The organism is Oceanobacter sp. 4_MG-2023, assembly GCF_030689165.1.
Lineage (GTDB): Bacteria > Pseudomonadota > Gammaproteobacteria > Pseudomonadales > Oceanobacteraceae > Oceanobacter.
Genome location: NZ_JAUYVV010000010.1, coordinates 25874 through 50190, shown reverse-complemented (window position 1 = coordinate 50190; position 24317 = coordinate 25874). Strand labels below are relative to the sequence as shown.

At 53.1% G+C, this 24317-nt stretch carries 16 protein-coding genes; 4 read left to right on the top strand and 12 right to left on the bottom strand.

What is annotated here, in order from left to right; all coding sequences use genetic code 11:
- Nucleotides 1-134: 134 nt before the first annotated feature.
- The 3 genes from Q8W24_RS09115 to Q8W24_RS09105 form a co-directional block, all read right to left on the bottom strand.
- Nucleotides 135-506, bottom strand: a complete 372-nt coding sequence (locus Q8W24_RS09115; protein ID WP_303432646.1) for a hypothetical protein — start codon at nt 504-506, stop codon at nt 135-137.
- Nucleotides 507-760: 254 nt separating this feature from the next.
- Nucleotides 761-2023, bottom strand: a complete 1263-nt coding sequence (gene glyA / locus Q8W24_RS09110; protein ID WP_305475097.1) for a serine hydroxymethyltransferase — start codon at nt 2021-2023, stop codon at nt 761-763.
- A gap of 115 nt (nt 2024-2138) precedes the next feature.
- Entirely contained in the window at nt 2139-6275 is a 4137-nt protein-coding gene (locus Q8W24_RS09105) for an EAL domain-containing protein (protein WP_305475096.1), read from the bottom strand.
- A 152-nt stretch (nt 6276-6427) separates the two neighbouring features.
- Between Q8W24_RS09105 and ettA the strand changes: the two genes are divergently transcribed.
- The 3 genes from ettA to Q8W24_RS09090 all read left to right on the top strand — a co-directional run bounded on the left by ettA (nt 6428) and on the right by Q8W24_RS09090 (nt 10189).
- Nucleotides 6428-8089: an energy-dependent translational throttle protein EttA gene (gene ettA, locus Q8W24_RS09100; protein WP_303432642.1), complete on the top strand. Its 1662-nt coding sequence runs from the start codon at nt 6428-6430 to the stop codon at nt 8087-8089.
- A gap of 347 nt (nt 8090-8436) precedes the next feature.
- A complete protein-coding gene (locus tag Q8W24_RS09095) occupies nt 8437-9618 on the top strand; it encodes a DnaT-like ssDNA-binding domain-containing protein (protein WP_305475094.1) in 1182 nt (393 codons plus the stop codon).
- Nucleotides 9542-10189 carry a replication protein P gene (locus tag Q8W24_RS09090; protein ID WP_305475091.1) on the top strand — a complete coding sequence of 216 codons (648 nt, stop codon included), beginning with the start codon at nt 9542-9544 and terminating at the stop codon, nt 10187-10189. The genes Q8W24_RS09095 and Q8W24_RS09090 overlap by 77 nt, the downstream gene beginning before the upstream one ends.
- Nucleotides 10190-10281: 92 nt before the next feature.
- Here the strand turns inward: Q8W24_RS09090 and Q8W24_RS09085 are convergent, their stop codons facing one another.
- The 3 genes from Q8W24_RS09085 to Q8W24_RS09075 form a co-directional block, all read right to left on the bottom strand.
- Nucleotides 10282-10995, bottom strand: coding sequence for an NYN domain-containing protein (locus Q8W24_RS09085; protein ID WP_303432636.1), 714 nt, complete (start codon nt 10993-10995; stop codon nt 10282-10284).
- A gap of 398 nt (nt 10996-11393) precedes the next feature.
- On the bottom strand, nt 11394-13175 hold the full coding sequence (locus Q8W24_RS09080) for a sodium:solute symporter family protein (RefSeq protein WP_303432634.1): 1782 nt from the start codon (nt 13173-13175) through the stop codon (nt 11394-11396).
- Nucleotides 13176-13202: 27 nt separating this feature from the next.
- Nucleotides 13203-13466, bottom strand: coding sequence for a DUF4212 domain-containing protein (locus Q8W24_RS09075; RefSeq protein WP_303432632.1), 264 nt, complete (start codon nt 13464-13466; stop codon nt 13203-13205).
- 312 nt (nt 13467-13778) lie between these two features.
- Here Q8W24_RS09075 and Q8W24_RS09070 point away from each other — a divergent pair, with 312 nt between their 5' ends.
- Nucleotides 13779-15158, top strand: coding sequence for a deoxyguanosinetriphosphate triphosphohydrolase (locus Q8W24_RS09070; protein ID WP_303432630.1), 1380 nt, complete (start codon nt 13779-13781; stop codon nt 15156-15158).
- Nucleotides 15159-15379: 221 nt separating this feature from the next.
- Here Q8W24_RS09070 and nadN read toward each other — a convergent pair whose 3' ends face one another.
- The 6 genes from nadN to Q8W24_RS09040 form a co-directional block, all read right to left on the bottom strand.
- Entirely contained in the window at nt 15380-17455 is a 2076-nt protein-coding gene (gene nadN / locus Q8W24_RS09065) for an NAD nucleotidase (protein WP_305475089.1), read from the bottom strand.
- A gap of 178 nt (nt 17456-17633) precedes the next feature.
- Nucleotides 17634-19160 carry a SpoVR family protein gene (locus Q8W24_RS09060; RefSeq protein WP_303432628.1) on the bottom strand — a complete coding sequence of 509 codons (1527 nt, stop codon included), beginning with the start codon at nt 19158-19160 and terminating at the stop codon, nt 17634-17636.
- A complete protein-coding gene (locus tag Q8W24_RS09055) occupies nt 19157-20443 on the bottom strand; it encodes a YeaH/YhbH family protein (RefSeq protein WP_303432627.1) in 1287 nt (428 codons plus the stop codon). Before Q8W24_RS09055 ends, Q8W24_RS09060 begins: the two co-directional genes overlap by 4 nt.
- 103 nt (nt 20444-20546) lie before the next feature.
- The gene (locus tag Q8W24_RS09050; protein ID WP_303432626.1) at nt 20547-22469 is read right to left on the bottom strand and encodes a PrkA family serine protein kinase; all 1923 of its coding nucleotides are present in this window, start codon (nt 22467-22469) and stop codon (nt 20547-20549) included.
- Between the two features lie 500 nt (nt 22470-22969).
- On the bottom strand, nt 22970-23293 hold the full coding sequence (glpE, locus tag Q8W24_RS09045) for a thiosulfate sulfurtransferase GlpE (protein WP_303432625.1): 324 nt from the start codon (nt 23291-23293) through the stop codon (nt 22970-22972).
- A gap of 38 nt (nt 23294-23331) precedes the next feature.
- Nucleotides 23332-24135, bottom strand: coding sequence for a symmetrical bis(5'-nucleosyl)-tetraphosphatase (locus Q8W24_RS09040; RefSeq protein WP_303432624.1), 804 nt, complete (start codon nt 24133-24135; stop codon nt 23332-23334).
- Nucleotides 24136-24317 lie beyond the last annotated feature (182 nt).

The window sequence follows — 24317 nt, the reverse complement described above, 5'->3', positions numbered from 1 at the left end:
GGAACTGACTAAAGAGCGATACGGCCATGGTGGCCAAAGCGCGCCAGTGTACTCCTGCCGTGATTATCAGGCAATGATTTCACACATGGACTTCGGCCAGGCCATCACCGGGTAAACCATGTTCCGGCACGTTTTCAGGCACGTTCGCAGTCGGGATTGGCCAGGACAGTATGGGTCAGGCGCTGAATCAGTTCATTGAGAGGGGTTGGGGTTGGATCAAAGTGGTCGATGTTTCCCCAGCGCTGGAACGGGCTGATGGCAAACCCCTGGGTCACGTCATTAAAGTACAGGCAATGGCGGCCAAAGGTAGCCAGTACCCAGAAACCACAGCCTTCATCGGCCCAGGGGTGCTGTTGCCATATTTCGGCGGTTGGCAAACGCATCAGCTGCCAGAGCGTTTTGACCGGCGCCTCCATACTGGCTTCAGTGTGCTGGATCAAATTGAGTAAGCGGGACTCGGAAATAGGAGACCATTGGGTGTGGGCATGCAGGTTCGACGTCGTCATGAGAGGCATCCTGAGTATCGAAAGAGTACGGTCGGAACTTCTTGCGCGAGCGCTGCGATTCTAGAACGTTGAGGTCTGGTTGCAATAAAAAATTGCCATATCCGATCAAAGTCTATGTGAATTCGCCAGGGTGGCTGGCCAGGGACAGGTCAGATGGCAAACAGACGGGAAAATATGGGGAGTGTGAAGGCGAGCTGTCGAGTCTGGAAACACCGTCGCCACGATGTGCAGTGGCGACCGGTGTCTGGCAGGGCTTAGCGGTAAACCGGGAACTGATCACACAAGGCGATGACCTTGGCTTTCACTTCGGCTTCCACTTGCTCGGAAGTGCCGTTTTCCAGGCTGTCCAGTACGTCACAGATCCAGCCAGCCAGTTCTGTTGCTTGCGCTTCACCAAACCCACGGCTGGTGATCGCTGGGCTACCGATACGCAGACCAGAAGTCACGAAAGGTGAACGTGGATCGTTTGGTACGGAGTTTTTGTTCACCGTGATATTGGCGCGGCCGAGGGCGGCGTCGGCATCTTTACCGGTGTATTCCTTGCCAATCAGATCAACCAGGAACAGATGGTCGTCAGTACCGCCAGAGACGATATTGATGCCACGGGCAATAAAGGTAGCGGCCATGGCCTGGGCGTTTTTGACCACCTGGGCCTGATACGCCTTGTATTCATTCGACATGGCTTCCTTGAAACACACAGCCTTGGCGGCAATCACGTGCATCAGTGGGCCACCCTGGGATTCCGGGAAGACGGCAAAGTTGAGCTTTTTGTTCAGCTCTTCGTCTTCTTTTGCCAGAATCAGACCACCACGAGGGCCTCGCAGGGTTTTGTGGGTTGTGGTGGTGACGACATCGGCAATACCAACCGGTGTCGGGTAAACGCCTGCAGCAACCAAACCCGCCACGTGAGCCATATCGACAAACAGGTAAGCGCCCACCGCATCGGCGATATCGCGGAAACGCTGCCAGTCAACCACTCGGGAATAGGCAGAGAAACCGGCAATAATCATTTTGGGCTGATGTTCTTTGGCCAGACGCTCGACTTCTGCGTAATCGATTTCGCCGGTTTCCGGGTTCAGACCGTACTGGATGGCATTGTAGATACGGCCAGAAAAAGAGACCGATGCACCGTGGGTCAAGTGACCACCGTGTGCCAGGCTCATACCCAGAACGGTATCGCCGGGTTTGACCAGTGCCATGAAAACCGCAGCATTGGCCTGGGAGCCAGAGTGTGGCTGAACGTTGGCATAAGGTGCGCCAAACAGTGCCTTGGCGCGGTCGATGGCCAGTTGTTCAATTACGTCAACGTGCTCACAGCCGCCGTAATAACGTTTGCCCGGATAACCTTCCGCGTATTTGTTGGTCAGCTGGGAGCCCTGGGCTTCCATCACCCGTGGGCTGGTGTAGTTTTCGGAAGCAATCAGCTCGATATGGTGTTCCTGACGCTGATCTTCAGCCTGCATGGCAGACCAGAGATCCGGGTCAAAGTCGGCAATGTTCATGTCGCGGCTAAACATCAGGTGATCCTCGGTGTGTGGGCGGGTGCATCGGTCGTGGCTACGCCGGGCAATTTAAAAGGGCGAGCATTCTACCCTAAATTATGGCGTTCTGGCACGTGAGTGTTATTCACCATCAGACTGAATCTCGCTCAACTGCTTTGAGGCTGCATACCGGCTGGTCGGTCATACGGGCTTCGAGCTCGTCAGCGGTGACAGGAACCGATAGCAGATAGCCTTGAAGGGTTTCACAACGTGCTTCGATCAAAAATGCCAGTTGTTCGCAGTTCTCGATCCCTTCGGCAATCACCCCCAGCCCCAGATTATGGGCCATGGCAATAATGGTGCGGGTAATCTGGGCATCATCACGGTTGGTGGGCAGGTTCTGGATAAAACTGCGGTCTACCTTGAGAATATCAACCGGAAACTGTTTCAGATAATTGAGTGACGAATAGCCAGTCCCAAAATCATCAATCGAGATGCGTACGCCCAGCGCCCGTAATTCGTGCAACACCGACAGGGTGAAATCAATATCGTCGATCAATGCGGATTCGGTCAGCTCCAGCTCCAGATGGTGTGGAGAAATACCGGATTTTTGCAGTGCCTGTTTGACCTCGTCGACAAAGCCGGGGTATTTGAACTGACGTGCAGAGACGTTGACCGCAATCAGTTGAATCGACAGCCCCAGCTCAAGCCAGCCCGCCATTTTCAGACAGGCTTGCTCCAGCACCCAGCAGCCAACTGGGCCAATCAGCCCGGTATCTTCCAGAATCGGTACAAACTCCTGTGGCAAAACCTCGCCGCGAACCGGGTGATGCCAGCGCAGCAGGGCTTCGACACCCACGGCGCGCAAGGTCCGGGAGTCGTACTGTGGCTGAAACAGCAAGTACAGTTCCTGTTTTTGCAGCACCTGGTGCAGATCATTTTCCAGCTCCATCCGTTCCACCGCCTGGCGGTTCATGGCGGCATTATAAAACTGCAGATTGTTACGGCCAGCGTCCTTGGCATGGTACATGGCCATATCGGCGTTTTTCAGCAGTTCGATAACACTGTCGCCATCGTTCGGGTAGGTGGCGATACCGATACTGGCACTGAGGAATAACTGGTGCTTGCCAATGTAATAGGGTTGGTTGAGTTCTTTGAGAATACGCTCTGCCACTCGCTGGGGAATGGTGACCACGTCGTGATTGGTATTATCAAAGGCCAGTCCGATGGTGAATTCGTCACCGCCCATCCGGCACACCATATCGCCACTTTTGACACATTGGCGCAGCCGCTCGGCGACCTCAATCAAGACCTTGTCTCCCGCCGGGTGGCCAAGGGAATCATTGATCGGCTTGAATCGGTCAAGGTCAATAAACAGCAGCGACAGATGGCTGTTGTGATGGCTGGTCTTGTGCATCAGTGCTTCCAGCCGCTCGTGCATCTGGGCGCGATTGGCGAGGCCGGTGAGAGGGTCGTAGTAGGCGAGGTGATGGATGCGCTCTTCGTTGGCTTTACGCTCGGTGATGTCCGACATAATGATGGTCAGACTCTGGATCTCGTGTTGTGGATCACGAATGATGCTGATGCCGGTCCAGGAAGTGCGCGTTTCGCCACTCATGCAGCGATATTTGAGTTCGCCCTGCCAGTAATTATCAACCACCAGCGTTTCGATAATATCGTGCATATAGTGGTTGTTGCGATGCTCCGGAGCGACCAGGTGATCCGGGGTTTTACCGATAATTTCATGCGCCGGAAAGCCGGTAATCTGGGTAAAGGACCGGTTGACCTTGACTACCCGGAAGTTGTCATCGGCGACGATAATGGCTTCGTTGGTGTTTTCAAACACATCGGCGGCCAGCAGCAGTTCTTGCTCGTTACGGCGTTCTTCCGTGACGTCGCGACAAATCCCTGTGATGCCCTGTGTGCTGCCGTCCGGGTTGCGAATCATGCTGGCCTGTATATTCAACAGGCGGCGTTCGCCATCCCGGGTTGTCGCCTGAATATCCTTTTGTAACAGATTGTGGTGCAGGTCGGGGTTATTGGTTGCTGTTTGCAAGGCCTGGCGCAAATCGAGCTGTAATGAGCGGATATCGCGGAGGCTGAAAATCACGTCGATTCCCAGCTTCAGCAATTCGTCCGGTTGATACCCCAACAGTCGGTGTACGGAAGTACTGACGAAATTGAGCTTCATATGGCTGTCGGTGGCCCAGATGACGTCAGTCATGTTTTCCGCCACCATGCGATAGCGGGCTTCGCTTTCGATGGTTTGCTGCTGTTTGGCGCGGTCGTCGGTGACATCTCGGGCGGTGCCAATGTAGCTGTTTACATTACCGTTCTGATCGTACCGGAATGGCGTCAGCTCGAAGCGGATTAGCCGGGTGCTGCCATCGTGGTGGCGGCATTGTAAACAGATGATATGCGCCTTGCCCGGTGGCAGGGTTCTGAGGACAGTCAGCGCCTGATGGCAGCGTTGTTTTTCTTCGTCCGAGGCATACAGTAACCAGTCGCAACAACCATCGTTATCGGCCAGCGCCGGATACCCCAGTGTTTCCGAACCGGAGCGGTTGCGGTAAATGATGGCAGGCTCCAGCTGATCGTCCAGATCGGCGACAAAAACGGTATCCGGCATGGCGGCCATGACCGCCGCCCAGAAGTTTTCCTGTTCCCTTGCCCGTTCCGCCGCTCGTTTTTCTTCGGTGACATCAATCAGGGAAACCATCAACTTGTGCTCGAAACCCGGACTGAAATGAATCGACAGCTCCCGTTGCTGGCCATCAAAACGGGTAATCGCAACCTGGGTATGGGTAAACCGGGATTGTTCCTGGCGGCTTTGTTGAACGGCATCGAGAAAAGCGTGGCGGTCGTCAGTAAACAGCTGGCGGAATTGCCGTTGCAGCTGGGAGCGGCTGCTGGCACCCGCCAGGGCAATGGCCGCTTGATTGACATTGATAATGCTCAGGCTGTCGAGACTGTTGTGAAACTCCGCGATATCCAGCAACCAATGCGCGACACCTGATTCCTCAAACAGTGACATATAACGCTGACGGCTGCGTTCCAGTTCGCGCCGGGTATGTACCGAGGTGCTGATGTCGCGCAGTATCCAGACGATGCCATCAAGCTGCTGATCGCGATACAGCGGGTAATGGCTCTGCTCCATGATGCGTGATTCTCCATCAAGGCTAGCCGTCAGGGTGCGGCCTTTGTCGTGCAAGTGTGCCAGCTCCTGAACACTCAGCCCATGGGCCCACAAGGCTTGTGGGTGTGGCCAGATCGCCGCGAGAGTGTGGCCTTTAAGCAAGGTATAACCATTTTGTGCCAGCAGCTCACTGGCCCGGTGATTGACATAGTTCACTTCACCGTTGGCATCGGTAGAAATCAGGGCATCTTCGATTGACTGCAGCACCCGATTGGCCCGTTCTTCCGCTTGCTGGCGCTGGGTATCGGCTTGGGTCGCAGCCTGCTCCGCCTGCTGCACCGAACGACGAAACGCCCATACCGAAGAAATCAGTATCAAAATCAGCAATAGCGGGGCGAGTAAATAGCCGGTCAGATGATGCTTCAGATCCTCCGGTAACGGGAAGGCCACCACAGACCAATGCGTGCCGGGAATCGCCTGTTGTACCAATGGGCTGGTCGGAGGATGGCTGATCTGGCGATGGCTTTCAGCGTACGGCGCCAGGGTATCGATCAGCCGGAGCGTAATGCCGGGGTTGCCGCTGGGTAAAATATGACCACGGAAACGGTCCAGCGAGTGGCGGCTGATAACCCGATAAGACTGTCCAGAACGATGGCACCAGGACTGCAGATAAAGCTGCTGGTCGACTCGATACGGTTGTGTCAGCAAGGGCGAGTCCGGCTGTTCTGCCAATGTCAGCAGATGATTGTGATCCAGTAGCGGCCCCATTTGTTGCACATAAACCAGCGGCTGCGTGGTTGTCACCATGGCGATGGCTTCCAGCGAAGGCGTTAATGCTGTCAGCTGGTCGAGGTCAGTGCTGTGATTTGGGAGCGTCTTGTGGGTACTGGCTGAGGTTGGAGGAGTGGCAGATATCTGCCCACTTACACTGCATTGTAACGGCGTATATGCCAACAACAGCGAGTGCATGACCGTGGCTTGTTGCTGCACCAGCGTGGTGGCGTTGGTGAGTAATCGCTTACGGTCGGTGTGTATATGCTGGAACACATTGAAGACAACAATCGCCACCATGATGATCAATGAGGGAAGAAAAAAATAATGTAGGCGCGTTGCTGGTCGCACGGAATGGCCTGCTGGGTCATGATGCTGCATGAATCTGATCTCTGCTCATTATTCTGACAGATAAGAAACCGGAGCGGTTTCTGCACACCTGGTCACTGGGTGTGTGGATCGTGTTGTCGCTGATTGCCATTCACGGTGGATTTCAGTAGTTTGGCGCAGCATTTTCAGTTAAAGGTTTCACCATGGCACAGTATGTATTTACGATGAACCGTCTGGGCAAGATTGTACCGCCCAAGCGTCAGATTCTGCGCGATATCTCACTATCTTTTTTCCCGGGTGCCAAAATTGGTGTGCTCGGCCTGAATGGTTCCGGTAAGTCGACCCTGTTAAAAATCATGGCAGGTATTGACCAGGATTTTATTGGCGAAGCGCGTCCACAGCCCGACCTGAATATTGGCTACCTGCCCCAGGAGCCGGAACTGGACCCGGCCAAAGACGTCAGAGGCAATGTTGAAGATGGCCTCAGCGAACTGATGAACGCCAAGGCCGAACTGGATGCCGTATACGCCGCCTATGCCGAGCCGGATGCCGACTTTGACGCCCTGGCCAAAAAGCAGGGCCAGCTTGAAGCCCTGATCGAAGCGGCTGACGGCCATGACAGCGACCGCCAGATGGAAATTGCCGCCGATGCGCTGCGACTGCCACCCTGGGATGCTGATGTTACCAAATTGTCAGGGGGAGAGCGTCGTCGTGTTGCCCTGTGCCGTCTGTTGATGTCAAAACCCGACATGCTGTTGCTGGACGAACCCACCAACCACCTGGATGCAGAATCCGTCGGCTGGCTGGAGAAATTCCTGGAAGAATACCCTGGCACCGTGGTAGCAATTACCCACGATCGTTATTTCCTCGACAATTGTGCCGAATGGATTCTGGAGCTGGATCGCGGCCATGGTATTCCTTACGAAGGTAACTACACCACCTGGCTGGAAGCCAAAGAGAAACGCCTGGAGCAAGAAAAGAAAGAAGAAGATGCCCATGCCAAGGCCATCAAACACGAGCTGGAATGGGTGCGACAAGGTGCCAAAGGGCGTCAGTCCAAATCCAAGGCACGTCTGGCCCGATTCGAGGAAATGAACTCCCGCGAATTCCAGACCCGCAACGAAACCAACGAAATCTACATCCCGCCTGGCCCACGTTTGGGTGACAAAGTGATCGAATTTCATAATGTGACCAAGGCTTACGGTGATCGCGTTCTGATTGATGACCTCAGCTTTACCGTACCCGCGGGTGCGATCGTCGGGATCGTTGGGGGTAATGGAGCGGGTAAATCCACCCTGTTCCGTATGATTGCCGGGACAGAGCAACCCGATAGCGGCGAAGTGGTTATGGGCGACAGCGTCAAACTGGCCTTTGTAGAACAGCTGCGTGACGAGCTGGACGACAGCAAAAGCGTCTGGGAAGCCATCTCTGGCGGTCTGGACATGCTGACCATCAATGGCAAGGAATACCCCAGTCGCTCTTACATTGGCCGCTTTAACTTCAAGGGTGGAGACCAGCAAAAACGGGTTGGAGACCTTTCCGGTGGTGAACGTGGCCGCCTGCAGCTGGCCCATACCCTGAAACAGGGAGCCAACGTTCTGTTGCTGGACGAACCGTCCAACGACCTCGATGTAGAAACCTTGCGCGCACTGGAAGAAGCCGTACTGGCCTTCCCCGGAGCCGTGATGGTGGTATCCCACGATCGCTGGTTCCTCGACCGTATCGCCACTCATATCATGGCGTATGAAGGTGATTCAAAAGTCAGCTTTTTTGAAGGCAACTACACTGAATACGAAGCCGATCGGAAGAAACGCCTGGGTGCCGACGCAGCGCCAAAACGTATGAAATACAAGCGTTTGGCGTAATTCGTTCCAGAATACCGGCACTTGCCTGCCGGTAAAATCAAGCCGCTTGATTGAGCGGCTTTTTTAAGCATTTTAAACACGATAAACGCTTCTCTGGTGACAGGTTTTTTCAGGATTAATGGAGAGCGTGGATCGCAGGTGCTCTTGAGCGGCGGCACAATGTCGCAGTAAAGGAGCCGGATGCGCTTTTATCGTGCCCCGGCCCCGAACAGCAAACACTGGCATCACAGAATCGTATGACTCTCTGGCGCTATGACGGTAGCATGGTGCAATGCCACTAGCCGCTACGGTTAATGCTCTCGTTTTATTCTTCCGTTTTTGATTCAGGTTAATTCAAGCAATGCATCATGAGTAATCACCCTCTGTTCAACGATTATTCCATCCCTTTGTCTGTGACGCTGGCCGCAACGATCGGGCTGGAAGATGCAGTCTTACTGACGATTATCAACCAGGCTGCGATATTACAGCCCGACAGCCACCATCAGGGTATCCGGCTGGCGCGTGATACCGTGCGCCAGCAACTGCCTTTTTGGGATGATGTGACGATTCGTCGTACGCTGGCAAGCCTGGTAGACAAGGGGCTTATTCGCTTGCATGGCCCGATGTACCCGGAAAGCGTTGAACTGGTACTGAGTTTTGAACACAGCCAGTCGGCCGCTGCAGCACCGGCCCGACCTCTGGGTGGTGCTAGCGCAGTACCGATGGCACAGGGAATACCAGCCGCCCATGCTCACCACAGCATTGGCCAGGATTGGCAGCCCAGTGCGGATACACTGACCCGACTGCAACAGCATGGTATTCCGGCCAGTTTTATTTGGGCCCAGCGGGATGTCTTTTTATTACAAGGGCAAGAGCAAGGGGCTAACCGGAACGACTGGAATACCCGCTTTTTCCGCTTCGTCAAAAAACAGTGGGTATACGCCCAGAACGACGCCGAACGTCAACGGCTGCAGCAAGAAGGCCAGCTGAACCGCAGTGGTTTCAGTGTTGCCAGTGACGAAGCCGCTCCCATTGGCCATCAGTGGCGCCCCAGTGAAGATGCCTTGCAGATATTGCAACGTTCCGGGATTGAACAGCAGTTTATTGATGATGCCGTGGCGGAATTTATCCTGTACTGGCGTGAGCGGGGCGATGCGCTAAAAACCTGGAACAGCAAGTTTATCCAGCACATTCGTCAGCAATGGGCGCGTTATTCGGCGGCGGTGGAACATTCGACCGTACCCTTGCCGATTCCCAGCGACTGGCAACCCTCGAGCGACTGTTACGATATTCTCTCCATGGCACATATCGACCCGCAATTTGCCCGTGAACGGGTAGCCGAATTTGTGCTTTACTGGCGTGATTCCCGTCAGGTACACAACAGCTGGAACAGCCGCTTCTTGCAATACATCAAACAGCAATGGGCGCGGCAGCTGTCACAACCGACCCCGTCGACAACATCAGGAGGCAAGAATGGACAAGCAACTGCTGAACCGGACTACACAACAGTTGAAGCAAGTTTGCGCCGACTCAACGACACCAGCTGGTGAAGGGCAAAAAGCCGCCAACACCGAGCAGAAATCGGCCTTGAACCAAATGTTTGAGCTGTTTCGTTTCAACTACCACAACCAGTTTCTCAAAGCCTTTCCCGATGCCGCGACCCTGATCACCGCCAAGCGCTTGTGGTCCCGGCTGCTGGTGGATTACCCGGCCAGTACGATCCTGGCGGCCGCGGAGCGCGCCGTTAAGGAATCCAGCTATTTGCCCAATGTCCATGAAGTGATTTCTCGTTGTGACCTGGCAGGGGAGTTGGGCGTACCGGATGCTTATGCCGCGTATATTGAAGCCTGCCGGGCGCCTTCGCCGAAAAAAACCTTCGCCTGGAGTCACCCGGTGGTGTATTTCGCCGGACGGGCCAGTGACTGGTTTTTTCTTGCCAATAATGCGGAATACAAAGCCTTTCCGGTATTCAAACGTAACTACGACCTGCTATTGCAGCGGCTGCAACAGGGCGAGGATATTCAGCTGACCATTGAGAAAGCACTGCCAGAAACCAGCGAACGGCCATTGGCGCGTCAGCAACAGCAAGAAAAACTGCAGCAGCTGAAATCCTTGCTGTGATGTGGTTGTTTCAGAGTGTTTCAGGATATATTTGTTGTAGCCAAAAAAACCCTGAAATATCCTCTGGAAATAAATAGACGTTACCGTACTTGTTACGCCGTTTTTTCTCTAACATAAATATGTACATTAGAGGATTCATCACCAAATTTCCGTTCCTGAAACTCCAGGTAAATCAACGATCTAACCAGTTTTCCGAGTTTTTCAAAACCATAATTTCTTGGATCAAACGAGGGTGTTTTCTTATTGATATATCCTCCAACCGCTGATAACGGTGACCAGCCATCATCTTTGGATACAGCATTAACTGCATCGATAATAATTCTTTTTAATTCCGGGTTGCCGGATTCATCCTTGATATTTTGATGTTCAGATTTTCTTAACACTTCTGTATATACAAATTTGTCACATGCGGCTACAAATGGCTCTGGTGTTTTCTTTTCGCCAAAACCATATACAACCAATCCACTTTCGCGAATCCTGTTCGCCAGCCTGGTGAAATCACTATCAGAAGAAATCAGGCAAAAACCATCAAGCCTTCCCTCGTGTAACAGATCCATTGCATCAATAATCAGAGATGAATCCGTGGAGTTTTTACCTTGTGTGTAGCTGAACTGCTGTATTGGTTGGATCGCGTACTTGTGAAGGTGTGGCTTCCAGCTTTTCAGATTGGTTGTTGTCCAATCTCCATATGCTCGTTTCACACTGGCTACACCAAATTTTGATATTTCCGCCAATAGTTCTTCGCAGATTGCAGCCTGGGCATTGTCGGCATCAATGAGTACAGCCAACCTATCGTTTTCTGACATTCTTCTTGTCCTTTCTGTTTAGCCGTTTTGTTTCTTCGAATGCGCATTTTTCAAGTAGCCTTGACATGTAAAACGACAGTACACCAAGGCAATGCTCTATCATTCAGCTATTCAAGCTAGCAGCCACTGAAAAAACGCGCAACCTCTGTTCTGGTTGAATGCCCAGTGACCTGTCCCTGTAAACGCCCCTGTAAACGCCTCTGTAAATTTATCAGGGTTTACAATACCGAGGCTATTCTGACCTTGGCGGAGATTGCCGCCTTCACGACAGCTTTTCCTCTTTCTCTGTTGCGGCTGAGACCTTTCAAGCTGCTTGAGCCTGTATCTGCAACACCAAACAACAGCCATAAAAAAACCCGGCCGAAGCCGGGTTATAACGAGAGTTCGTTTATCACATCTTAGTGATCCTGAGCGGCGCTGGCGCCTTTAGGAACACGGATGCTTTCAACCATTTCTTCAATATGTTTCGGTACTGGTGCTGTCATGTTGGTGACAACAAAAGCAACCACAAAGTTGATCAACGCACCCAGAGCACCGAAGGCCTCAGGGGATACCCCCAGGAACCAGTTATCTGGAGTGTTTGGCAACATCTCGGTACCGGCAACAAAGAACCAGCCTTTGTAGACGAAGATATAAACCAGTGTTGAAACCAGGCCTGCCAACATACCGCTTACTGCACCGGTGTTGTTAATCTTGCTGCTGAAGATACCCATCATCAAGGCCGGGAAGATAGACGCGGCAGCCAGACCAAAGGCCAGGGCAACTACCTGAGCGGCGAAGCCAGGAGGGTTCAGGCCAAGGTAGCCTGCGACCATAATGGCACCGGCCATGGCAACACGAGCGGCCAGCAGTTCCTGTTTCTCTGTGATATTCGGCATGAAGGTGCTTTTCAGCAAATCGTGCGAGATAGCAGAGGAAATGGCCAGCAACAAACCAGCGGCTGTAGACAGTGCTGCAGCCAGACCACCGGCAGCAACCAGAGCGATTACCCAGTTAGGCAGGTTAGCGATTTCAGGGTTGGCCAGTACCATGATGTCACGGTCAACTTTCACCATTTCATTGCCTTTCCAGCCATAAGATTCGGCTTTGGCAGCAAATTCAGGGTTTTGATCGTTGTAGTACTGGATGCGGCCATCACCGTTTTTGTCTTCAAACTGCAGCAGACCTGTAGTTTCCCAGTTTTTGAACCAGTTAGGACGTTCGGAGTATTCCAGGTTGGCTTGTGGATCACCAACGGCAAATTCAGGATTCTGGATGGTGTTGGTCAGGTTCAGACGAGCCATGGAGCCAACTGCAGGGGCCGTGGTGTACAGGATGGCAATAAACAGCAATGCCCAGCCTGCAGACTTACGCGCATCAGATACTTTAGGAACCGTGAAGAAGCGGATAATAACGTGAGGCAGACCGGCTGTACCAAACATCAGTGACAGGGTGTACATCATCATATTGAAGGTGCCGCCTTTCTGGGCGGTGTATTCCGCAAAGCCGAGGTCAACCAGGGTCTGGTCAAGCTTGATCAGCAGGGGAGTGCCGTCGGCAGTATCACCCATGAAACCGAGTTGTGGGATTGGGTTGCCAGTCAGGTTCAGGGAGATAAAGACCGCAGGTACGGTGTAAGCAAAGATCAGTACACAGTATTGTGCGATCTGGGTGTAGGTAACGCCTTTCATACCGCCGAGTACGGCGTAGAAGAATACAATCGCCATACCGGAGTACAGGCCAGTTGCATAATCAACGTCGAGGAAGCGGGAGAAAGCCACGCCGATGCCTTTCATTTGACCAATTACATAGGTCAGGGAAGCAACGATCAGGCAGACAACCGCAACGATACGGGCTGTTCTGGAGTAGTAACGATCACCAATAAAATCAGGCACGGTAAACTTGCCGAACTTGCGCAGGTAAGGTGCCAAGCACAGAGCCAGCAGTACATAACCACCGGTCCAGCCCATCAGAAAGATAGACGCGTCGTAACCTTTAAATGCAATCAGACCAGCCATGCCGATAAAAGAAGCAGCAGACATCCAGTCAGCACCGGTTGCCATACCGTTAGCGACCGGGTGAACACCGCCGCCAGCAGAGTAGAATTCGCCAGTAGTACCCGCTCGGGCCCAAACTGCAATACCCATATACAGGGCAAACGTAAGACCTACAACAATGTAGGTTAAGGTCGTGAGATCCATTATTGATTCCTCAGCTATTTATTTTTATTAGTCGTCAACGCCGAATTCACGGTCGAGATCACGCATTTTTTTAGCGTAATAAAATACGATTGCTAGGAACACGTAGATTGAACCTTGCTGTGCAAACCAGAACCCCAAGCCGACACCACCCACCGGGATATTGTCGAGTAATGGCCGTAGCAAAATACCGAATCCATATGAACAGACAGCCCAGATAACCAGCAGCACCTTCATCAAGTTGATGTTTCTGCGCCAGTAGGCTTTTTTATCGTCTTCAGACTTGAAAGACATAACCCCTCCTAATTGTTATTTTATAGGTCAGTTGTAACCTATCAGTTAAGTTCGATTGGGCAATAGATAGACCTTGGTATTAGCTTCGGGATAAATCGGAAGTTTTTTGAAAAATTCAATAAAATCAATAAGTTAAATATATTTTTTAAAAGGCTATACCATGGTCGCAAGTGACCGCTGGCGACCTTGCAGTGGGTGGCATGGAGAGACAGGAAAGATGACCGCTGCGGTTAAAAGACCAGAATTCAGTCATAACGGCATGGTGTCGTCGAACAGCCAGAGGCCTGGCCCGGCGCAAGGAGAGAATAATTGATGGCAAAACAAGCGGATGGTGGCACTGAGGGAATGGCTGGCAGCAGTATGAACTGGCGGCAATTGTTGTTGCCGCTGCGTTATGGCGAAACCCAGGCCCGGCTGGCGCTGGATATCGGTCGAACGCCTTTTCACAAGGATTATGACCGTATTATTTTTTCATCGGCGTTTCGGCGCCTGAATCGTAAAACCCAGGTGCACCCCCTGACTGAGAACGACCACTTGCACAGTCGCCTGACGCATTCATTGGAAGTGGGGTGTGTGGGGCGCTCGCTGGGCAGCATGGTAGGAAATGCCATGGCGCATCAACTGCCGGAATTTATGGATGCCGGAGACCTGGGAGCCTTGGTACAGGCGGCATGTCTTGCCCACGATATCGGCAACCCTCCTTACGGCCACAGTGGAGAAGAAGCGATCCGGCACTGGTTTATGGATGCACAGAACCGGCATTTTCTGGAAGACCTGACGGTGGCGCAGCAGGCTGACCTGATGACGTTTGAAGGTAACGCCCAGGGGCTGCGGCTGGTCACTCAGGTGGAATACAACCGTTTCAAGGGGGGAATGCGGCTGACCTATGCCACCTTGGGGACGTTTCTCAAATACCCCTGGAGTGTGATGGAAGTAACCGAGGGGCGGGCGAAAAAATTTGGCTGTTATCAGTCAGAATTGCCGATCTTGCGTGAAGTCGCCGCGACGTTGGGGTTGTTGCCGCGTGGTGAAGATCGTTGGTGTCGTCACCCTCTGGTGTATCTGGTCGAGGCCGCCGATGATATTTGTTATGGGCTGATTGATCTGGAAGATGGTGTGGAAGTTGGCCTGCTGCAGTACCACGAGGTTGAAGCCCTGCTCAGTCCATTGCTGGTGGATCAGTGGGAGCAGGTGCAGGAAGATATTGCCAATGAAGACGGCGATCGCCGCAAGCTGCAGATTTTACGCGGCTACGCCATGGAGGTGATGGTGCAGGCTGTCAGTGCCAGTTTTACACGCCATGAAGCACAATTGCTGCAAGGGAACCTGGCCGGCGGCATTATCGATTATTGCCCGCCAGCGGTACGCCAGGTGGTGGCGGATGCCAAGGAACTGGCCCGTCAGCGTATTTTCCGCGACGGCCGCAAGTTGACCATTGAAATCGGCTCGTACACCACATTGGGGGTGCTGCTGGAATCCTTTCTCAGTGCGGCGCGGGAATGTGCCTTGGGTCAGGCCGCCACGTTTCGGAATACGCGCTTGCTGGCGTTGATGGGCGGTTCTGCCCCCAAGCCTGGCTGGACCCTGTATGAAAGTTATATGCGTACGCTGGATTATATTTCCGGAATGACCGACACCTTTGCCGCCAGTCTGGCCCGGCAGCTTGAAGGCTATAATCCGCCGTCCCAATAGTCGGTTGGTTATGGTTACCGCCTGCTTGTTAATAGTTGCCGGGTTCAATAGGGGGAATGGGTGGTTTATGCTTGGTTGCTGGTCGCGCAAGTAGCGAGAGCAGTGAGATCGGTTAAGACGGCAAGATAAAAACAGAAAAACCGGCCAACCTGTTTCAGGTTGGCCGGTTTTGTTTTAGTCAGGCAACGTTCGTTGCCCGGTGAAGCCTGATGGCCGGTTTATTAGTAGCCAGTACAGGTTTCTGTGCTGTGGTTGCAGCCATTGGTATCGATCAAGGTTTGAGTCGAGTACTCAGTAACCGGCAGCTTGCTCAGGGATTCACCATTGTCGGTCAGAAGCGTCATATAGTCAACGAAGCTCTGGGCATACTCAGTGAAAGTATCCACATAAGCGTCACCAGTGATGGTGCCAAATGTGGTGTAGCCATCCTGGCCTGCCGCAATGTAGTTATTGGTTACGACGGTGTAGGTGGTCGCCAGATCCATACTGCTCCAGTCGCCTGCGCCACGGGAGTTGACTTCAATATTGCTGAAGCGGCTGCCTTTTTCCTGAGTCAGGTCGACATCAAAACGCAGGCCGTAAGCGTAAGGGTAGGCACCGGTTGAACCGTCGGTATCCAGTGTGTAATCCAGCGCGTCTTCCAGTACATCCTGAATTTGTTGGCCGGTCATATCCAGCGTTACCAATGTGTTGGCAAAAGGCATCAGGGTAAAGGCATCGGCAATGGTGGCGTCGCCAGCAGCCAGATCATCACGAACACCACCGCCATTCTGAATGCCGATATCCGCGGTTGGTGTGACGGTGACAAAACCCTTGGCGACCTGACCGGTAATATCAGAACCGTGGGCGCTGGTGGCTGTGACGTCACAGATGTTGGAGCGGCCCTGACCAGGAATTCGCTCGAAACACATATCTTCAGCGATAGTGCCGATAACGGTTTGTTCCAGTATTGAGGTCTGTTCGTCGTATACGGCCAGCAGGTCGGCGGTAACAGAATCTTCCTGAGTCAGGACGATTTCGTCATGGGCGGTCAAAGCCTGGCTGATGGCAAAGGCCGAGTTGCCGCTCAGCGTGGCATCTTCACCAGTGCTGTCTTCGTATTGGTAGCTGTTGGCAATCGGCATGTATGGCTGGCCTTCACAGGCGCTAACCACACCATCGGCGTCGAAGCTGACCGTCAGCTTGCCCAGCAGGTGGGCGTATTCCCAGGCTTGTACCACACAGACAGTTTCGCCGTCGGCGTTGGTCACGACGGTTGGGTATTCAGCGACCGAGGAGCCAACTCCGACGCTGGCAAAGGTGTCATCGCCGAGCAAGGTGTGGGAATCACCACCCACAATCACGTCAACACCGGTCAGTGCTGCGGCCAGCGTCAGGTCGTTGTTGTACTGGTAGTGGGTCATCAGCACGATTTTGTTAACGCCCATACCTTCCAGCTCATCAATATATTGCTGTGCGGTAGTGGTTTCGTCGAGGAATTCGGTGCCGTCATCAGGGAATGAGGAGTTTTTGGTTTTATTGGCAATATCGATACCGATAACACCAATTTGCTCGCCGTCACGTTCAAAGATCTGGTAAGGCTGGATCTTGTCCTTGATGGCTGAGTCATCGTGAGGCACGACGTTGGCTGCCAGCGTCGGGGTTTCGCAAGCAGAAGCGTTCAAGGCATCGATAAAGACTGCAAGGCCATCATCACCATTGTCGAACTCATGATTACCCAGTGCGAAAGCATCGAAGCACACCTGGTTCATCATTTCGGCATCGGCCAGACCATTAAACAGCGAGTAGTAAAGTGTTCCGGTGACGGCATCACCAGCATGCAGCTTCAGGACATTGTCACTTTGGCTGGCAAGGGTGTCGAACAGGGTCACCATCATCGGGAAACCGCCGTAAGTGACCTCTACTTCGGCAATGTCCGAACCGTCTGTCAGGCTGGTGTCCAGAGTCAGACCGGAGACATCAAAGTCAAAGGTGTCGGCGGCGATGTGTGAGTGGTGATCATTCATATGCAGAATGGTCAGGTCGATGGCTTTGGCAGTTGATGCATCGGCACCATCTTGACCGTCTTGGCCGTCAGTACCGTCCTGGCCGTCAACACCATCAGTACCGTCCTGGCCGTCAACACCATCAGTACCGTCCTGGCCGTCAACACCATCAGTACCATCCTGGCCGTCTACGCCGTTAACACCATTGGTGCCATCGATACCGTCGACACCATCTTTGCCATCACTGCCATCGCTACCACAGGCTGCCAATGAAATGGCCAATGCCAGCGTGGATAATCTGAACAGGTTCATGTCCTTTTCCTCTGAATAGTATATAGGGGTCGTCGAAAGCATAGAAACGTAAGTAAATTTGATGAATTTACCATTACGGAGATGTGATTTGTAAATGACACTTATTCAAAGAAGAGTGCGGAGGCGGGAACCGGGCAGCGCCTCTGCTGAGACGCTGCCCGTGGAGTGGCTGTGGGGATCAGTGCGCCACGGTCATGGCTGGGCAACTTTGTTTGTTGACTTGTTTGCCGTCCTTGTAGGTTTCCAGGTGAATATCAAATCCCCATAAATAATTCAGATGTTTGAGTACTTCATGTACATCCTCCGACAGTGGGGTACCATCCTGCATGGTGTGGCGTAATGTCATCGAGCGATCCCCTTGCAAATCGACTGCCCAGACCTGGATATTGGGTTCCCGGACTGACAAGTCGTACTGCCGCGCCAGCATTTCCCGAACCTTGCGATAGCCGCTGTCGTTATGAATGGCTTCAACCTCGTAGTGGGCTCGTTCATCGTCGTCGTAAATACTGAAGAGATGAAACTCCCGCATCAAGTGCGGCGACAGGAACTGCTGGACAAAACTTTCATCCTTGAAGTTGTGCATGGCAAAGTGCAGGGTTTCCAGCCAGTCTTTACCGGCGATATCCGGAAACCAGTCGCGATCTTCTGCGGTGGGGTTTTCGCAAATGCGCTTGATGTCCCGGAACATATTGAAGCCGAGGGCGTAGGGATTGATGCCGGAATAGTGTGGAGAATCGAAGCTCGGTTGATGCACCACATTGGCGTGTGACGCCAGCACTTCCATCATAAAGCCGTCGGTGACCTTGCCTTCATCGTACAGGTGATTCAGCAATGTGTAGTGCCAGAAGGTGGCCCACCCTTCGTTCATCACCTGAGTCTGGCGTTGCGGGTAAAAGTACTGCGAAATCTTGCGTACGATACGCACCAGCTCACGCTGCCAGGGGGCGAGCAGAGGGGCGTTTTTTTCGAGGAAATACAGCAGGTTTTCCTGTGGTTCTTCCGGGAATTTACGCGGTTTGTTTTTGACTTCATCAGTGCTGTGGGTCGGCAAGGTACGCCAGAGGTCGTTGATTTGCCGTTGCATCTGGTCTTCCCGTTCTTCCTGGCGCAACTTTTCTTCGGCGGCGGAGATCGGCCGTGGCCGACGATAACGATCGACGCCGTAGTTTTGCAGGGAATGACAGGCATCTAACACTCGTTCGACTTCTTCGTTGCCGTAACGTTCTTCACACTTGCGGACGTAGTGCTTGGCAAACATCAGGTAGTCAATAATGGAGCTGGCATCTGTCCAGGTCTGGAACAGGTAATTACCCTTGAAAAAGGAGTTGTGACCGTAACAGGCGTGGGCAATCACCAGCGCTTGCATCGGCATGGTGTTTTCTTCCATCAGGTAGGCGATACAAGGATCGGAGTTGATAACGATCTCGTAGGCCAGACCCATTTGTCCGCGCTGATAGCTTTTCTGGGTGGCGAGAAACTGTTTGCCGTAAGACCAGTGGTTGTAGCCAATCGGCATACCCACCGAGGAATAGGCATCCATCATTTGTTCGGCACTGATGATTTCAATCTGGTTGGGGTAGGTATCGAGGCCGTAGCTTTTGGCAATGCGGGCGATTTCCCGATCGTAGTCTTCCAGCAGGGCAAAGCTCCAGTCGGAATCGGTCGACAGGTACTCACGCTGGTCTGTCGCTGGTTTTGGGGTCATACCGCCTCCTTATAACGCTCTTTGGCGAACAGCTCCCGGAAGACCGGAAAAATATCGCCGGGATTGCGGATCTGGGCTGTTGCAAACTGTTGGCTATAGGCTTTGGCGACGCTCTGATAGGCGTACCAGAGTGCCTGGTGTTCATGGGGCGTGATTTCGATATAGGCAAAGTGCTGAATGGCGGGTAACAGCTGTTCGGCAAGAATACTGGCGCACAGCGGTGAGTCGTCATCCCAGTTGTCGCCGTCGGATGCCTGGGCGCCATAGATATTCCAGCCGCCACTGAGGTAGCGTTCCTGGACAATATTATTCATTAGCTTCAGTGCGCTGGAGACAATGGTGCCGCCGGTTTCTCTGGAGTAGAAAAACTCTTCTTCGGTGACTTCCTTGGCGCTGGTGTGGTGACGAATAAAAACAATCTCGATGTGTTCGTAGTTCTTTTCCAGAAACAGATACAGCAGCAGGTAAAAACGCTTGGCCAGATCCTTGACGTCCTGGGTCATGGAGCCGGAAACATCCATCAGGCAAAACATAACGGCCTTGCTGGTGGGGGTGGGCACTTTGATCTGGTTGCGATAGCGCAAGTCGAGCTGGTCGATAAACGGCAGCCGTTTGAGTTTTTTCTCCAGCGAGAGAATTTCTTCTCGCAGGGCGTTGATCTGGTCGGCGTTGCTGTCGCCTGCGCCGTCGGCCAGCAAGGCATCGATGGTGGCGGTCAGTTCACGAATCCGGCGGCGTTTGCCTGCGCCCATGCCAATACGACGGGCGTGGGCATTACGCAGTGACCGTACTACCGAGAGGTTGTTGGGGGTACCTTCGGAAACAAAGCCGCCGCGCCGGGTCTTGAACTCTTTTGACTGCGACAGGGTTTTCTTGATCATGTTGGGCAGTTCGAGGTCATCGAACAGGTATTTGAGAAACTCCTCCTTGGTAATAAAGAAGCGGAAGTCGTCTTCACCTTCCCCCTGGTTGCTGGCTTTTCCTGAGCCGGAACCGCCACCACCACCTTTGGGTTTTTCCAGCTGGTCGCCGGTGTTGAATTCCTTGTTGCCCGGAAATACCCGGTGCTGCTTGCCGCCCTGACCATGGCTGATAACCGGTTCGTGGGTGTTGCGGGTCGGGATGCTGATCTGCTCGCCGCGTTCCATGTCGGTGATGGAACGGCGCGTTACGGCATCCGCAACCGCTTCCTTGATGTGCTGGTTATAGCGCCGTAAAAACCGTTGCCGGTTCACCATGCTCTTGTTTTTGCCGTTCAGGCGTCGATCGATAATATAAGACATACAGTGTCTCCACTCGTCAGAAGCTTCCCCGTGAAGCGTGGCCCTGCGTTTGCGGCACTCAGCCGCACAGCAACCGTTTATGCTGCTGCACGGGGTTCACCGGTTACTGGGACTTGCGTACACGCAAGTACCATTCGGATAACAGGCGAACCTGTTTCTCGGTATAGCCTCGTTCGGTCATGCGGGCGACAAAGTCGTTGTGCTTTTTCTGATCCTGATGGGAAGATTTGGCAGAAAAGGAAATAACCGGCAGCAGATCTTCGGTGTTGGAGAACATTTTTTTCTCAATCACCGAGCGCATTTTCTCGTACGACTGCCAGGATGGGTTATTGCCATTATGGTTGGCTCTGGCGCGCAAGACGAAATTGACGATCTCGTTACGGAAATCTTTTGGATTGCTGATACCTGCAGATTTCTCGATTTTTTCCAGTTCTTCGTTGATCGAGACCCGGTCCAGAATTTCACCGGTTTCCGGGTCGCGGTACTCCTGATCCTGAATCCAGAAGTCGGCGTAGGTGACGTAACGGTCAAAAATATTCTGGCCGTATTCGGAATAGGATTCGAGATAGGCGGTCTGGATTTCCTTGCCGATAAACTCGACATAATCCTGGGCCAGGTATTCTTTCAGGTAGTTAAGGTAGCGGTTGTGGGTTTCTTCCGGGTATTGCTCCTGTTCTATCGCCTGTTCGAGGATATACATCAGGTGCACCGGATTGGCGGCCACTTCGGTGGCATCGAAGTTGAACACCTTGGATAAAATCTTGAAGGCAAAACGGGTGGATATGCCGTTCATGCCTTCATCGACACCCGCGGCATCCCGGTATTCCTGCAGCGACTTGGCTTTCGGATCGGTGTCCTTGAGATTCTCGCCGTTGTAGATACGCATCTTGGAGTAGACGCTGGAATTCTCAGGCTCTTTCAGTCGTGACAATACGGTGAACTTGGCCAGCATTTTCAAGGTGTCGGGGGCGCAGGGAGCGCTGGCCAGAGAGCTGTGTTCGAGCAGTTTTTCGTAAATCTTGACTTCTTCATCGACGCGCAGGCAGTACGGTACCTTGACGATATAGACCCGGTCGAGGAAGGCCTCGTTGTTCTTGTTGTTCTTGAAGGTCTGCCATTCGGATTCGTTGGAGTGCGCCAGAATCACGCCTTCGAAGGGAATCGCGCCCATGCCTTCAGTGCCGTTATAGTTACCTTCCTGGGTGGCCGTCAGCAGCGGGTGCAGCACCTTGATGGGAGCCTTGAACATTTCGACAAATTCCATCATCCCCTGGTTGGCGCGGCACAAGGAGCCGGAGTAGGAATAGGCGTCTGGATCGTCCTGGGGGAAATCTTCCAGTTTACGAATATCGACCTTGCCGACCAGTGAGGAAATATCCTGGTTGTTTTCATCGCCGGGTTCGGTTTTGGCCACACCAACCTGGTCGAGGCTGGAGGGGTAGAGTTTGACGACTTCGAACTTGCTGATGTCGCCGCCCATTTCATGCAGGCGTTTGACTGCCCAGGGCGACATGACGCGACCGAGATAGCGACGTGGAATACCAAAGTCTTCTTCCAGAATCTCGGCGTCTTCGGCCGGGTCGAACAGCCCCAGTGGTGATTCAAATACCGGTGAGCCCTTGATGGCGTAAAACGGTACATTCTGGATCAACAGTTTCAGACGTTCTGCCAGCGAGGATTTACCTCCGCCCACCGGCCCCAGTAAATACAATACCTGTTTGCGTTCTTCTAGGCCCTGGGCGGCATGACGGAAGTAGGACACGATGCTTTCGACCGCTTCTTCCATGCCGTAAAACTCGTTAAAGGCTGGATAACGCTTGATGATCTTGTTGGAGAAGATGCGGCTGAGCCGCAGGTCCTTGGACGTGTCTACCAGTTGTGGCTCACCGATGGCTAATAACAAACGTTCGGCGGCGGTGGCATACACACTCGGGTCTTGTTTGCAGAGATCGAGGTAGTCTTGCAGGCTCATGACTTCTTGCTGAGTGGCCTGGTAACGATCTTGATAGCGGCTGAATACACTCATTTGGCACCTCTTCGGCTGATAAATATCGTTGTTCAGTTGATGTCCAGAACGGCGGCGTTCCTCTTTTTGATTCGGTTTTCAGATGCAAAGACCCGTGTAAACAGGCCTTTAAAACGGGTTATCTTTTACTTTGGCCAGACAGTAATCGATTGGTTCAGTCCGGCGGTGGTGGCTGATGAATGATGTGTTGATACAGAAAATGTTATGCATCGAGTGTGCCGTAACAGCGTGGACTTGTTTGAAAATGCGTGGTCTGACACGAACGGCAGGCCGGTTTGCGACCATAAAAAAGCGTCTGACAAGCAGGCAGGGGTGGCTCTGCAAGTGGTAATAAAACGGTCGTCAGGGCAGAGACAACAGCGTTTCAGCAGCGTTGGCGAGAGAGCAGGAAGGTCAGGGAGGTAAAGAACAGAGGGACGGCAAATTCAAAAGGCGAGAGCAAGCAGACGCTGACCATGGGCAACGCCTGTTGTTGTCATATCATGATTGGCAGTGGCGAACTAACTGCGCTGGCACAATTCCGGGCAGGCGATTTTCCACATTTCGTAACCGCCTTTCAGGCTGTATACCGCTTCGTAGCCTTGTTCAGAAAAAAACTGCGCCACGCCTTGGCTGGAGTTGCCATGGTAGCAACAGACGATCAGGGGTTTCTGCTTGCTGGTGGCGGCAATAAACTCGTTGAGGTTCTGGTTGTCGACCCGCTGTGCCGCGGTCATATGACCGACTTCGTAGCTCATTGCGTCACGAATGTCGGCAATCTGGACATCGTTATTGGCGATCATGGTTTTGGCGTCTTCCGCGCTGATTTGGGTAAAACCGCTCATCTGTTACTCCTTTTTATCGGTGGTTGCTGTCATCAGGCTCAGGGGTGAGCCGGCACGGCATAACGCTGCCGGTTGTCCAGGCGCATGGCTGTAAGAGAACCACCCCAGACACAGCCGGTGTCAAGGGCATCAATTCGAGTATGGTTGACTTCGCCGTTAAGGGCCGCCCAGTGACCAAAAACAAGGCGTGTTTGGGTCTTGCTTGCCTCAAACCAGGGCATAAAACCGGCGGGAGCGCTGTCGAGTCCTTCTTTGGCGCTGAAATCCAGGCGGTTATGGGCATCGATAAAGCGCATGCGTGTCAAATAATTGACAATTGCACGCCAGCGATTCGTGCCGGTGAGGTGTTCATCCCACTGATCTGGCTTGTTACCGTACAAGGAGTTCAGCAATTGCGAATACTGGTCGCCCTGTAATATCTGTTCGACCTCACTGGCCAGTGTCTTGGCGTGTGCGGCGGACCAGAACGGTGGAATACCCGCGTGGCTCATGCACCATTGCTTGTCTGCACTCAGGTGTACCAGTGGGCGGTGCCGGAGCCAGTACATCAGTTCGTCGCGATCCGGGGCCGTCAGTACTGCGTCGAGGGTGTCTTTTTTGCTTTTGTGGTTGTTGCCGTAATAACGCGCCAGCAGGTGCAGGTCGTGGTTGCCAAGTACGGCGACCACACGGTCGCCGAGGGATTTGGCCCAGCGCAGCACTTCCAGACTTTGCGGGCCACGATTGACCAGATCTCCGGCGAGCCAGAGCTGATCGTGCTGAGGGTCAAACTCAATACGATCGAGCAAGCGCTGAAGGGGTTCATAGCAGCCCTGGATATCACCAATGGCGTAAGTGGTCACGATTTGCCTCTCTGGTTGTCTGTGGGCATTGGCCGGTGTTGTGTGCCTGTCTTGCCCGGGCTGGTTATTGGTCGGTATCAGAATCTGTGTTCAATACCTGTCGATTGTATCGGTTGCTGTCGCTGGTGTTGTCTCAGGTGTTGTCTCAGGTGCTGTATCGGTATTCGGGACGGCATAAACAA

What these genes read in the sequence shown, in the direction of transcription:
- Q8W24_RS09115 (WP_303432646.1), bottom strand. Translation starts at nt 506, where the DNA reads ATGACGACGTCGAACCTGCATGCCCACACCCAATGGTCTCCTATTTCC.
- glyA (WP_305475097.1), bottom strand. Translation starts at nt 2,023, where the DNA reads ATGTTTAGCCGCGACATGAACATTGCCGACTTTGACCCGGATCTCTGG.
- Q8W24_RS09105 (WP_305475096.1), bottom strand. Translation starts at nt 6,275, where the DNA reads ATGCAGCATCATGACCCAGCAGGCCATTCCGTGCGACCAGCAACGCGC.
- ettA (WP_303432642.1), top strand. Translation starts at nt 6,428, where the DNA reads ATGGCACAGTATGTATTTACGATGAACCGTCTGGGCAAGATTGTACCG.
- Q8W24_RS09095 (WP_305475094.1), top strand. Translation starts at nt 8,437, where the DNA reads ATGAGTAATCACCCTCTGTTCAACGATTATTCCATCCCTTTGTCTGTG.
- Q8W24_RS09090 (WP_305475091.1), top strand. Translation starts at nt 9,542, where the DNA reads ATGGACAAGCAACTGCTGAACCGGACTACACAACAGTTGAAGCAAGTT.
- Q8W24_RS09085 (WP_303432636.1), bottom strand. Translation starts at nt 10,995, where the DNA reads ATGTCAGAAAACGATAGGTTGGCTGTACTCATTGATGCCGACAATGCC.
- Q8W24_RS09080 (WP_303432634.1), bottom strand. Translation starts at nt 13,175, where the DNA reads ATGGATCTCACGACCTTAACCTACATTGTTGTAGGTCTTACGTTTGCC.
- Q8W24_RS09075 (WP_303432632.1), bottom strand. Translation starts at nt 13,466, where the DNA reads ATGTCTTTCAAGTCTGAAGACGATAAAAAAGCCTACTGGCGCAGAAAC.
- Q8W24_RS09070 (WP_303432630.1), top strand. Translation starts at nt 13,779, where the DNA reads ATGGCAAAACAAGCGGATGGTGGCACTGAGGGAATGGCTGGCAGCAGT.
- nadN (WP_305475089.1), bottom strand. Translation starts at nt 17,455, where the DNA reads ATGAACCTGTTCAGATTATCCACGCTGGCATTGGCCATTTCATTGGCA.
- Q8W24_RS09060 (WP_303432628.1), bottom strand. Translation starts at nt 19,160, where the DNA reads ATGACCCCAAAACCAGCGACAGACCAGCGTGAGTACCTGTCGACCGAT.
- Q8W24_RS09055 (WP_303432627.1), bottom strand. Translation starts at nt 20,443, where the DNA reads ATGTCTTATATTATCGATCGACGCCTGAACGGCAAAAACAAGAGCATG.
- Q8W24_RS09050 (WP_303432626.1), bottom strand. Translation starts at nt 22,469, where the DNA reads ATGAGTGTATTCAGCCGCTATCAAGATCGTTACCAGGCCACTCAGCAA.
- glpE (WP_303432625.1), bottom strand. Translation starts at nt 23,293, where the DNA reads ATGAGCGGTTTTACCCAAATCAGCGCGGAAGACGCCAAAACCATGATC.